Below are 13,722 nucleotides of genomic sequence, written 5' to 3'. Positions count from 1 at the left end.
GTTTATGGGGTATTTTAGTTTGTATTATACAGGCAAGTATTAGATAAAACAATTTCATTTTTCACTTGGCGAGATTACAGGAAAGCACAGACAAAATCCTGGTCTCTTGCGTGTCCTGTTCGTAAACTCTATCGATTCGTTAAGCCCACATTATTATATTATATTATATTATATTGAACAATTGGTGTAAACAAATCCAGTGTTCTTATAGAGTATTCTAGTTTACATAAAAAGGTACTATCTATCTATAACAGCCGATTAAAAGAAACAAATGCCTAACTCTCATATTAGTATATGCGGTAGCACTACTTGTTCTTGGTAAGCCTATAAGATAACGTTGGAACGCAAGGACAAGTGCCAATTAGTTTTATTTATTATAAAGTTGACAAAAATCTAATTCACAAGAAATACCAACTAGTTTGTATTTTTTATCGGTACATGTGCGAATAGATTTATCGATGTAAAGTAAATCTTTCAGAATGCAGACGTTATAGATTGAACTTAACGGAAGTAGACTTTTGGCAATCTATAGTGATTAATACTAAGGCCTTCCTCACGAGCTATTATCGTTCAGTAGACATGACGACGGTGGAGGAGTCGTCGAATATCTACCGGAATGAAAAACCAGCCCGGACGTACTAAAATTGGTGGCTTGCGATCACCCCACAAATAAGAACGCTAGAATGCCATCACAGCTATTATCTGCAAGCTTTTTTTGGAACCTCTTGCCCCGAAGCTTCAAAGGAGTGTATACAGTATAACATATTAATTAAATTGTTTCCAACACGCCTCAATTGGCACTCAACTCAAAAATACATAGCCGACACAAGGGAAAAGGTGTTTAAATAGTTTATAAATCACTGCTCGGCGGCATCGATTTCCTTCGCACTAATGGGAATCAAGACATTTCTTTACTATTTGTTCACTCAAATACAAACTAGTTGGTATTTTTTAATAATAATAATTTAAGCACCTTCGTTTAAAGGCAATTGACAATCCTGAAAGTATAATGTAGAACTGTTGTCATATCAGCCTGCCGTTATAGACTGACAATTAAAGCAACCGCTATGTACAATATTCTTACTGTCATGCTACTAGCATGCCGTCCCCTGGCGCTAGGAGATCATCAGGCTGTATCAACAAATAGTAATAACAACTTTCTATTTCAGATCTCTACAAAGGCTATTGTTGAAAAAGAACGAAAAGAACCACATTTCAGGCTTGTACTTAGCTCAAGAGTGGGTCATTGGGGAATAAAGTTTATTCTACTATGAATATAGAATGGCAACTTTATCATGGTGGGAATTAGACAGGTCCCAATTTCTCCTTAAAATTTCCCAACTGATGAAACATCCAGTAGCATTCTGCATTGCATTCTTATTGATTCAGACCAACTGCGTTGCACAAAGTGCATTAGACTCCCTCCGGTATGTAGATTTTCACATCCACACTACCATGAAGAATTATTACCGGAAAATTAAAAAAGCGTCGCTTATGGACGATACCGCTTTCATACGACAGACGGGTGTTGATATGTTAAACTGGAACGGCGATCACCGATCGGGAGCGTATAAGAATACGACATCATTTAGCGGATTTTATGGAAGAAAAAGCTATCCTCAGGCGAGTTACGATTATTTACAGGGCTCGAAGGCGAGTATACTATGTACCTCTATCACTCCGCTGGAGAAGCTAACGGTCTCACCTAAAGAAAAAATTAAATTTCTCGGCATTTTTCGTATTAGCATGCGTAAGATAAATAGGATGCTGGTGACCAGGCTCAATAAACGTCGACAACATGAAATTTATACAACCTCCGGCTTCCAAGAATATATGGGTGAGTATAATTTCCTACGTCTTCAGAAAGAGAAAACGACCATTAATGATCAATCTGTTATCCTGGTGCGGAACAGAGATGAGCTACTGGCAGCCAGGAAGGCAGACAAAATCGCGCTAGTATTGACCTTGGAAGGTGGACATATTTTGTTCGGACCTAAAAACTCAAAGTATTACTTAGGCCCAGACTGCCAATGCGAAAATGAAGCATGTTACAACGAACTACTAGCGAATATCAACACCATCAAATCACAGGAGCATCGTCCATTTTTTATTACACTCAGCCATCTCGCATGGAACCGTATTTCTGGGCAGGCGAAAGGACTTGACAATTCGAAATTTCGTGGACTACTCGCAATCTTCGCTAACAAAGAAAAATTTAGGGAAGTGGTATTCAACAAACATGGTAGTGGTCTAATCGACAAAACATACATATATCATCGTGACACTTCTAGCTGCGGCTGTAAAGCCACTCCTAATCTGGGGAACATTCAACTAGGGTACAAAATAGTGAACGCGCTTCTAGACACTAGCAACAATCAAAAACCACTGCTCGTGGACATGCGGCATATGGATACGCAGGCGCGTTTAGAATATATATCCATTGTCAATGACCTCAAAAAGCAAGGGAGAAACATCCCGTTAATTATTAGCCATGCAGCCGCGAGCGGCAAAAACATGCACCAATCGCTGGTATTGAGCTCATGCCCTATTGCAGACCACTACCGGGAAATGACAAAGCCTGATAAATATTACGCAACATACAGGGAATGTCTAGGGGGTGATATTCCGTGCTCAGATAAAACTCGTTGGTTCTTTCCATGGGGCATCAACCTTTATGACGAAGAAATACAAGCCGTATATGAGTCCGACGGTATCATTGGCATCACCTTGGAAGAAAGGGTACTAGGCGCCAAAGCATTAAACTATTCGCCAAAGCATTACACACAGCTTCATGACTCATTAAAAAAAATGGGGTTTGATAGGTCTGATTTTAAAATAATTGACAAACTGGAACCGCTCATGAGAAACATTCTATATATCGTGGAACACTCCGGAAAACGCTTCCAGGGCACTACGAAAAGCTGGGACCATATTGCTCTGGGCTCAGACTTTGACGGAATTGTAGACCCAATTGATGTTTGCACTACTGCCAAAGATATTCCTCACTTATACAGTCATCTCTGTAGATATTTGCCGGCATATGCAAAATGCATTAATAAAAATCATCTACTACTTGAATACGAAGATAAACCAGAAATATTAATGAATAAACTGTTTTACCAAAATGGAGAGAGGTTTATACTAAAGTATTATGACCAGAGAATTTAACTCATTCAGAGGATACCCTACAAATACTACCTAACGCAAATCTTGTTATTTTTCTGTTTATTAAAATCAAAAAAAATGATTAAACTAATTCAATTTTTTATTGGATTTCTATGGGCATACTGCCAATAGACAGCAACGGCCTAACCATAGCGGTACCTCACGCCATTCCCTCTCATTAACTCCCTATTAACTCTTTTCCCGAAATTATATCATACTTTTAACCGCAATCACGTTTCCCCTCACTAAACACCACCATCCATGACGCTCCAATTCCTGTATCTGGGCTCGATGCCCCCCTTGCTATATACTTACCATGATCTGATTCTCTCCAATAGGCTCCTATGGACCTCTACCACCGCCATCGGCATACTAGGTATCGTACTCAGCATACTTACATACAAGAGCAGGTCATATAGCCTTATATTGATCACCGCAATTGTAACAATAGGTGTTCAGATTTTTCTCGGATATGCAAGTTTCAAGAAGGCAGAAGAGGACCAGGCAAAATCAAAGAAGAAAACGGCGGAGATAGATAGTCTAAATAGGGTCATGGTAAATATTCTTAAATTAGCAAGTATTGAGCAACATTTGACAAGAACTTCGTTGCTGGAGAGCAATGAGAATTCAGAGATTTTAAATGAAATTGATGCATTTGAGTTACAGGAAGTCTCATACCTCTTATCATCAGATGAGGAAAACGACCCGGATGATATAAAGCAAAATATTTTCTATCCTCTATATTCAAGAGGCAAAAACTGGAAAATAATAGTATATATTAACACATTGGAAGGCCCAATTGAACTGGCATATGACAAAAGTAAGTCTCCAGATTCCTGCCTATATGTAAAAAGATTTAACTACCTTAACAATCCATTTTCGTCAACGCCTGCGGTCGGTGTGAATTTCACCTGTAGCCCGGATTATAAAAAGAATGCCGCCCTAAACCTCAGTTATACCATTTTTAATACTATAGATAGTTCAAAGTTACATTTGGCTGCGAAGCATGCGTATAAGCGATTTCTTAAATTACCATACCAAGCTTGTATTATAATTACAAGCAAGAATTTTAGTGAAGATAATGTAGATAAAATTGGAAAAGAATTTGAATCATTGTTAAAGTTAACTCCGCTGTTCTATTTGAATAAAGAGAAAAACCAGTTCATTTACTTTGCTACTAAAGTATCGAGCGAATATGTCGATGATGAACTTCGGATTTATTTTGAGTTGGACGGAAAACCTCAAACGAACTTTAACGGAGAATTCTATAAAGATTCGCTTGGTGTTGGTGAATGATCAGTAAGTAAGGCGCCTGCAAATACCGCAGTATGAGATCACAGCTAGATATAGGGATTATGGCTCAAGGACATATTATTCCGCATACCTTCGCATCCTAAAAAGACCTTCCCCAATTACTGCCTCATAACTGTATATTGCTGCAAATTATATTCCACTGACTGTCAACAACATGCACCTGCCTGGTGGGATACTATGGAGGATCATTTCCAGTTCTGCGTTTTTCTCAATGAGAAGATTAAGTGATATATTTCTATAAGTTTGTCCGGTCCACCAGGCCCATAATCTCTAATTTCTTTCTGCAGGCCATTGTTATATTGCACTCTTAGCGTGTAGGTCGGATGATCTGTAACAGGTATTGAGTAATTGTCTCTTAGTGCTGGAATATTGCCCAGCTCAATGAGTTGTTTCAAGCTGTCCAACTGGGCCTTTTCTAATATTGTTTTAAACTTTCCCTCTTGATCATTGTACATTTGCGCATCATAATAAGCCGTTCCATCTTCTAAAATCGACATAGTAAAAACCGGACAAGTTCCAAAACAGCCATCAGCCTCAAAGTCTATTCTTGAGATAACTGTTTTTTTTTCCGCACAATTTGTCAATAGTAAAATCAATGCCAGGAAGTAAGCAGTCTTCATAGTTTTTTATAAAAGACGCAAATTGTATAAAATTCCATAAATACGTGATGAAGGCACTGTCTCAATGCCAAGCGGGCTGCTGCCATAATCTGGGAAGGAGCATGATCGGACCATTCTCCCAATGCTGGTGTTCAAATGCCGTTGCCGTACTCCTGACCAACAACAGCGGGCCATGATAAGAATATCCACAGAAAAAATATATGACTGTCATTAAATACTTGTGTGGATTTATGCCACGTATTATCCCAGTATTTACGCCATTTTTATATCAGTCAGTCATTATATAATTTAATTAGCAACCAATAATAGTTAAGACCCCAAAAGATAGAATACATGAACATTGCCATGAAAATAATTTGCCTTATCCTTTACACACTTTTACTCTGTCCATTACTTTCTCCAGCGCAACAAAAAAATGACGATTCATCAATCGCTATCGATGAAAACGATTTCCGAAATCTACGAGGGCACATGAATATGAGCTATAATGGAGAACGTCTGAGCATGCAAATTGTCACTTACTTTCCGGACACAAGCACGGTAGTAAAAAAGTTGATCCAATTAAAAGAACATTGCCTATGGTTTCAAAACATGGTTGGAAAGGTGAAGGTCGGTGAGGATGAAATTACGCTTAGCCTGGGTTCAACGGATATCTTGTATGAGATACATAATCATCAGGTAAAAGTCCAAATTGCTTTAGAAGATGTCTATTGCGTTATCAATGAAACGCAACACATCAATATCCTAATCATCAATTTTTCCCCCGATTCCGCAACATTCACCTGTACGGGCAGCGAGTCGATTACAGAAGTTTGCCCATCACCTGTATCGTTCACACGCCAGATGGCTAACTGGACGGCGACTGATACCAACTTTCTTGCGCGGCATTCGGAATATCAGGTAGTTTTAGAAAGTAGTGCCAAAGGAGCTTTCGGCTTTTCCCGGCTTTTACTGATCCGAGAGAATCAGAAATTGACGTTTTTCTGGGAAAAGACACTCCGTTATATTCTCATTACCGTTCCTTTTTGGTTCTTATGGTATATATTCTTTAGAAATAAAGTTTATTTCAGCAAAGAAGATCAGAAAATGATCGGTAACGTTATCAAATGGCTTCCATGGCTGGTCGGCATTTATCTTGTAATCATTTTAGACGAAACAGCTTTAATATGGGTGTTGCGAAGGTCCATTGCTATAGATAACATGAAAGACCTGCAAGACATGCCGGACGCGACCACCTTATGGCGGGTTATTCTTATATTAATTGCCATATTGCTCCTTATATTCCAGCGTTTATTGAAAAGGGACTCTCCCACTGCCGGTATACAACTTCTCAAGACTGTCTGCAAAACACTGGCTACGAGCACGCTTGCATTCGTAGTATTGGGAGTAGTGAATCAATTTGCAAACTGGTTAGGAGGCAAAACAAGCTTAATTAGTAATTCCCTAGGCTATCACATATTAGAAGTGCACGCCCATTACGCGGTCTGGACTGTTTGCATGGTTTATCTTTTTATAATATTTGTCTTCTTCAGGCTATTTGCATTTAATCGCAAGCTCCAGGTGCTGGTTATTTCTCTCATAATATTATTTGCTCCATTTGAGCATTATTATATTCATGGAGAAGGGGAAAGACAAGATAACAAATCGGGAATTACTTTTACTTTCACCACCAAAGATATAGGTGAGGCAAACAATGGAGCACTGCATCTAACTACGTGCTTTGAGCCCCTGGCAGACCAATTTGCTTGCATACCGTTCCTCTTCGCAGCATACCTCATTGTAATAAGCAGTTACAGTGCTGATGAGTATAAGAGGACAGTTGCAATTACATCACTTTCAACCCTTTTTTATTGTGGCTACATGGTGGGCCTAACAGACACATATTTTCTTTTACCGGTAACATTATTATTCTCTCTCTGGCTAAGCCGATGGATATTTGTTTTTGACAAACGGGATAAACTCGCATTAGTTCAAACCGCTAAAAATCTCTATTCACTGGAAGCGACCAGCAAACTTTCCTTCAAGCGTATTCCTGAGCTGAGGCAATTAGCAACGTTAAAGAATAAATATCGGAATAAATTACTAAGCGGCGAGCTATTGCCGGCAGATTATAAGCATGCTATTGCGGATCTCGACGAAATGGCAGGCAGCCGCCATGGCGAAACCATTCAAAGGCGAATGGAATTCGGTCCCTTTCAACAATCCTTACTCAATGGCTGGCACGGCATGAAATATGGTGCGATAGTAACCGCACTGGCTTACTTTGTTTACTTCAAATTGTACCTTTTTGAAGACTATCATGAAATACAGATCTTACCGAATTTGCTGAAAAGTGAGATTACCTCACTGATGCTATACCATCTATCCCCAGTGATGAAAAACAGCATCGCTGGCTTCATTCTTGGATACTTCTTCCCTTTCATAAAAGGATGTACTGGGTGGGAAAAAGGGGCCCGGCTGGGAGCTGCTATAGGCTCGGCATTTCTGCCATATATTTATTTCTCAAATGAGTCTCCCGGATGGACGCCGTTAACAAGCATTTTCTTTAAACATATTATACTTCTTCTCTTAACCGGTTTTCTGGCCTTTGACGTAACGACAATTCGTAAAATCTATGGGAGGACCAATATCTGGAAACAGGTGGTGGAAGTAATGGGATGGAAAAGCACTTTCGCCCTGGGTAGTTTTCTCTTTGCCGCAATAACTACAGGATTAGCAGCATGGATCTCCGGTAACGTTCACGAGATGCTTAAAGCAGTTTTAGGTGGCAAATGAATGCCCTGGTAATAATAACAACCATTTAATTTCCATTTAAAATTGTTTACAATCCATTTAATATTTACTAGCTACTTGTTATCTCATTACGCATTATCTTGTTATCAATTTAATAGTATAATCAGCCAAAAGGAAATCTGCTAAAAACAGATCGTCACGTAAACAGGAAAATGAAAAATCAATTTTAAACTGAAGAGCACATCTTACAGTTATGTATCTCTATGTACATCTTTGAACAATCGTTAATGCCAATTATTATTAAAATCAATTAAAAATTTGTAACAACACAATACAGGGAAAAGTATGAATCAAGCCCCGTATTAAACCAATGCCAGCAGGGCAAACCCAACCAACTTCGTAATAATCCATAAGCACTAAAATTTACTTCATGACTGTTAATTTTACAAAATACAGCTATGGCTGTAGTGTCGTGTCATTAACGCTCGTCTTTATCCTTATGTCCATATTTGCCAGCGCGCAAAGCACGACAGATGCGCGTGTCACTGTTTCCGGGGCAATTAAGGATGGAGGAGACGGCACATTCATTCCCGGCGTATCCATCAGTATCTCAACATCCAAAGCGGGTACGGTTTCAAATGTAGATGGAGGTTTTACCATCAAAGCCGACGTAGGTAGTACGTTGACCTTTTCAATTGTAGGGTATCTGCCTTTTACTTATAAAGTGAAAGGCCCGGAGACCAATGTGGCTATAGTGTTGCGGCGTGATAAAACAGACCTTAAAGATGTAGTGGTCATTGGTTACCAGGAAGCGTCCCGTAAAAGTGTAACAGCTTCTGTTACTTCCGTCAATCCAAAAAATTTATTGGATGTCCCCACACCCTCACTGGGCGCACTTTTACAAGGTCGCGCTCCGGGCCTCGATGTGCAGAATTTTTCTGGTGAACCCGGCGTGAGAAGTAACATAGTGATGCGTGGTAATACAGCTGTGAGCAGAAATATCAACAGCGACTTCACCACCGCCCAGGGTAAAGCAAGCCTCGCCCGTGCACTGAGTGGTCCCTTGTATGTAATTGATGGTGTACCGCAGAGCACTGAAGATATCGCTGCTATCAATTATGGTAGTGGTACAAATACAGACGCATTGGCGGGTATTGCGGTAAATGATATCCAGAGTATTGATATCCTGAAAGATGCTTCTGCTGCTGCTATCTATGGATCAAGAGGTGCCGGCGGTGTGATCATCATCACTACCAAGCGTGGTATCACCGGTAAACCCAGAATTGATTTCTCTACCTATCATGGTATCACCGATATGCCTACCCTCGACAAAGTAGTGATCGGTGCCGAAGAGCGCAGAGGCAAGATGTCCCTGATCCAGCATTACGGACAATACTTAAACCTGCAGAACATTCCACAGATCCTCACCGATAGCCTGAACCCTGCGTTTAACAACGCAAATGATTATCAGGGTCAGCTCTATCAAACAGGACAGATCGGTAACTATGATCTTTCTGTAAGCGGGGGAACTAACCTGATCAACTACAGGTATTCCCTTAACTACTATGATGAAGAAGGTATCATTAAAAAATCCGGTTTCAAGAGATATAGCTTCAGCAGCACTACAGGCTTGAATTTATCTCCTAAACTGAATATCAGCACCATTATCCGTTACTCCAGATCAGACAGACCAAGATCAATTAATGACCTGTCAGGCGGTTATGGTCCTTTCAATGGCGGTTATTATGCGTCCAGTCCATTACCATCATCAACGTTATACTTATCACCGGCAAATGCGGCTTTCATTTTCGGTAATACCACCAATCAGACAGACCGCAACTCAGATGATAATCTATCGATCAGCCCTGTCATTGACTGGAAGATCTCTAAAAAATTCAGCTTTAACACGGTAATATCTTACTCCGCACATTCGGCACGTTCTGATTCGTACACCCCGGGTGCAGTGAGAAGAGATGGAACAGGAGCCGCATCCAGCTTCGCGGAAAACAGGAACAACTATCTGATGAGTAATGCCCTGCAATACACGACCGGATTCGGTAAGGACCATACCCTGAATCTGTTGCTGGGTCAGAACACTGAATACATGGAATACCGGGCTACGATATCAAAGGCGGTGGGTATTCCCAATGACCAGATCCGGACGGTTACGGTACTGGACAAGAATCTGGCTGAAACCAGCACTGACCTGCTGCAGAGTGGTATTCAGACCGGCTTCGTGCGTGTGAACTACGGCTTTAAAGGACGTTATTTATTGTCTGCCGTAATGAACGCGGATGCCTCTTCCCGTTTTGGTAGAAACAATCGCTGGGGCTATTTCCCATCGGTGTCTGCAGGTTGGGTAGTCAGTGATGAGCCATGGCTGAAAAGCGAAAGCAGCTGGCTTACATTATTGAAGCTGCGCGCAAGTTATGGTGAAACGGGCCGTCAGCCGGATGGTGGCGACAACTACCTGTCATATAACACCTACAACATTGGTGCGGGTGCTTTCCCTGGTAGTACCAACCCTTCTACAGGAAGCAACCAATCACTCACTTATAACGGAGTTCCTGCCATCTCTCTTAACTTTGATAAAGGTCTTTCCAATCCAAACCTCAGCTGGGAAAAAACAAGCCAGTCCAACCTGGGTCTGGATATCACTTTATTGAACGGACGTTTTAGCGTGGTAGCAGATGCATATGTGAAATCCACACATGGAGGCATCTTTACACTGGCGGTTCCTATTACCACCGGTTATTCCACGAACACGGCCAATGCTATAGGTGTCAGGAATACAGGGGTGGAAATGCAGTTCATTGCCAACATCTTCAAACCGAGCAAACCATTCCAATGGCAGTTCCTGTTAAACATTGCGCATAACGACAACATCATTACATCATTACCAAATGGTGGTCGTGACATCTATCTTGATAAATACTTATTGAGACAAGGGCAGCCTATTAACACGTACAATACCTTCAAAGCAACCGGCATCTATAAAACCGATGCGGATGTACCTGTCAATCGTGTAACAGGATCCGTACTTAACTTCTATGGTTATCCTTTCAGAGGTGGTGACCCGATCTGGCAGGATTCGAACGGCGATGGTGTACTGGATGCGACCGACTATGTTCCTACCGGCAATCCGAATCCTAAACTAACAGGCGGTTTCAGTAACACATTCAATTATAAAAGATTTACGCTGGACATCTTCTGTACATTCACTGCCGGCCGTCAGATCTACAATGACTACCTGGCGGGCAGATTGTCTCAGCTGGTGCCTACAGATGATGGTGATCCGAATCCCCTGCACTCTATCAGCACACACTCTCTACCTGATCTGAGTGGTATCAATTACTGGTATAATCCGGGTGATAACGCACAGTACCCGTCTTTGAGCTCCGTAACGGGCACCCGTTATAAATATGCACTGGTGAGTTCTCAGTGGGTAGAAAGTGGCGCTTACCTGCGTATTAAGAAAATATCGCTGGGTTATAGTTTAAATCCTGCATTACTGGAAAGAATTCATCTGAAGCGTGTGCGCATCTATGGTCTCGTAGATAACCTGAAGATCTTCCAGAAATCGAAGAACGTGCCTGATGCAGAAGAAGTGGATGCTTTTGGTGTATACAGTGGCAGTGGTTATCCGCTTCCTAAGAAATTCACGTTTGGATTGGATGTCAGCCTATAATCTTTTAAACACAGGATCATGAACAAACGACTCTTATATAAAACTTATACTGTCTTATTACTGGCTTCCATCATGATAGTATCATCATGCAGTAAAATACTGGACCTGGAGCCTCATAATTCTACTTTCACCGAAGCATACTTCACGAATGAATCGGATGCGAATACTGCCATCGCCGGAGCTTACGCATTGTTGAGGAATATTCTTATCGCAGATAATACATGGCATGTGTATGGCGACGTTCCTGCCAGCGAATTTCTGATCAATGGCAACTACGACTCCGGCAACAGCAACGTTGCATTAGGTCTCTTTACGGGTTTGAACGTTAATGGTGGCAGCTACTGGAACTGGCAGAAGTATTACAGACTGCTTCAGCAGGTAAACCTGATCATTGCCAAAGTGCCGGGTATCGACTCAACAAAATTTGTTGATCCTGCCACTAAGTCCCACATCATCGGCGAAGCTTACTTCCTGCGTGCCTTTACCTATTTCTTCATGAGCAGAGTATGGGGTAGCGTGCCTTTGAAACTTACACCCGACTATGATGCCAATGCCGCTTTAAATATTCCAAGAAGCAGTGCTGATTCCGTACTGGCACAATGCCTGGCCGATGTAGGTGTTGCAGAAAAAAACATGGACTTTGGCTATACTGATGAAGGCCAACGCGCAGTAAGAGCCAATAAGGGAAGTGCCTATGCGCTGGAAGCACATATCAGGGCATGGAAAGGCGATTATGCAGGCTGTGAAGCAGCTGCGAATACAGTGATCGCCCAGGGTGGCTACCAGCTGGTAGACTCTGCAAACTATGAATCCGTATTCATCGGTAAATCAGCGGAAGGCATCTTCGAGATCAATATCAACGGCGGACAGAACGAAGGCATCGCTATCAATGGCGGCGGTGATGGGTCTGCTTTTACACTGATGCAGCCTTTCATTTATGGCAAATCAAAGCTGGAGTGGCCGGTAAGCACCATCTATGTCAACAATCTTTACAAAACAGATAGTGCTGCAGATATCCGCTACAGAAAATTTTTCTTCCAGCCGCAGTCGTCAAACGGACAGGTCATTAAATATGCCAATATCAGCTATGCAGATGGCTCTACAAAAGCAGATCCAAGATTAAATAATAACCTGAATATCTTCCGACTCGCCGATATCATACTGCTAAGAGCAGAAGCACTGAATAAGTTAGGCCGTGACCCGGAAGCAGTCATCTTATTAAATCAGGTAAGGAACAGAGCCGGCGTTCCGGATTTCAATGGCACTGGTGAAGCCCTGGCTACCGAAATACTGGAAGAACGCCTGAGGGAGCTATTCTTTGAAGGACATTCTTATTTTGACCTCGTGAGAAATAATAAAGTGACGCTTTATAATGAGTCATTCAGCCAGGACCAGTACAACAAAGGCGGATGGTTATGGCCAATCGACCCGGCGATGTTCAAAGACGACTACACACTTATTCAGACGCCTTACTGGCAGGGTAAACTCTAATCAATTTAAACCAGCTGTATGAAAAAGATATTTTCCGGAACGCTCATATTAATGACGATAGTTTTCTTCTCCTGTAAGAAAGACTACACGATCGGTGGGAGTATTACAGATCCGCATGTGAATATGACGACCTACGATTATTTAAAAACAAATCCCTTATTTGATACACTATTACTGTTAATTGACAGAACGGGGCTGAAAGAGGAGGTAAATACATCAGGAACATTTTTTGCTATCACTGATTATTCCATTAATAATTATGTAACAAAAAAACAGGAAGACCTGAGGGTAAAACTGAACGATGAAAACCTCAAGTACACCTTCGATTCTATTGACTATGCGGTAATGAAAGATTCCCTGAGAGCATATCTTTTTAAAGACCGGATCACAAGAGATAATACCACAGAAATCGGCCGCTTCTTCAAAGCAAATGACGGGGAGCTACGTCTGGTGCAACTGATCCCTACCACTGATTATACAGATGGCACGGTCTTCACCACCAAGCCGAAATATATTTACCTGACCAAACTGATCGCCACTGAAAATGGTTATCCTGTACCGACCGACTCTACGGGCCTGCCAGGCCTGAAGGACGGACAGGAATTACAAACACTTTGTCAGACGACAGGCATTCTTACCACAACGGGCGTATTGCATGTGTTGAATAACAATCACACATTCACCTACTTCGCCGATTTAAACAATTAACTA

The 13,722-nt window shown here is 41.5% G+C and carries 7 protein-coding genes; 6 read left to right on the top strand and 1 reads right to left on the bottom strand.

Annotation, left to right across the window (positions count from 1 at the left end):
- Positions 1-1,344: 1,344 nt before the first annotated feature.
- Both L3C95_RS09680 and L3C95_RS09675 read left to right on the top strand, forming a co-directional pair.
- A complete protein-coding gene (locus L3C95_RS09680) occupies positions 1,345-3,168 on the top strand; it encodes a membrane dipeptidase (protein ID WP_236387169.1) in 1,824 nt (607 codons plus the stop codon).
- Positions 3,169-3,591: 423 nt separating this feature from the next.
- Positions 3,592-4,461, top strand: coding sequence for a hypothetical protein (locus tag L3C95_RS09675; protein ID WP_236387168.1), 870 nt, complete (start codon positions 3,592-3,594; stop codon positions 4,459-4,461).
- Positions 4,462-4,664: 203 nt separating this feature from the next.
- Here L3C95_RS09675 and L3C95_RS09670 read toward each other — a convergent pair whose 3' ends face one another.
- A complete protein-coding gene (locus tag L3C95_RS09670) occupies positions 4,665-5,099 on the bottom strand; it encodes a DUF6438 domain-containing protein (RefSeq protein ID WP_236387167.1) in 435 nt (144 codons plus the stop codon).
- A 333-nt stretch (positions 5,100-5,432) separates the two neighbouring features.
- On the opposite strand from L3C95_RS09670, the gene L3C95_RS09665 reads away from it, so the two are divergent.
- The 4 genes from L3C95_RS09665 to L3C95_RS09650 all read left to right on the top strand — a co-directional run bounded on the left by L3C95_RS09665 (position 5,433) and on the right by L3C95_RS09650 (position 13,719).
- Positions 5,433-7,874 carry a hypothetical protein gene (locus L3C95_RS09665; RefSeq protein ID WP_236387166.1) on the top strand — a complete coding sequence of 814 codons (2,442 nt, stop codon included), beginning with the start codon at positions 5,433-5,435 and terminating at the stop codon, positions 7,872-7,874.
- 388 nt (positions 7,875-8,262) lie between these two features.
- On the top strand, positions 8,263-11,520 hold the full coding sequence (locus tag L3C95_RS09660; RefSeq protein ID WP_236387165.1) for a SusC/RagA family TonB-linked outer membrane protein: 3,258 nt from the start codon (positions 8,263-8,265) through the stop codon (positions 11,518-11,520).
- Between the two features lie 18 nt (positions 11,521-11,538).
- Entirely contained in the window at positions 11,539-13,011 is a 1,473-nt protein-coding gene (locus L3C95_RS09655; protein ID WP_236387164.1) for a RagB/SusD family nutrient uptake outer membrane protein, read from the top strand.
- Positions 13,012-13,029: 18 nt separating this feature from the next.
- The gene (locus tag L3C95_RS09650) at positions 13,030-13,719 is read left to right on the top strand and encodes a hypothetical protein (RefSeq protein WP_236387163.1); all 690 of its coding nucleotides are present in this window, start codon (positions 13,030-13,032) and stop codon (positions 13,717-13,719) included.
- The last annotated feature ends 3 nt before the right edge of the window (positions 13,720-13,722 follow it).

Origin of the sequence: Chitinophaga filiformis, assembly GCF_021646545.1 — a bacterium.
Classification (GTDB): domain Bacteria; phylum Bacteroidota; class Bacteroidia; order Chitinophagales; family Chitinophagaceae; genus Chitinophaga; species Chitinophaga filiformis_A.
This window is presented reverse-complemented; position numbering and strand designations above follow the sequence as displayed.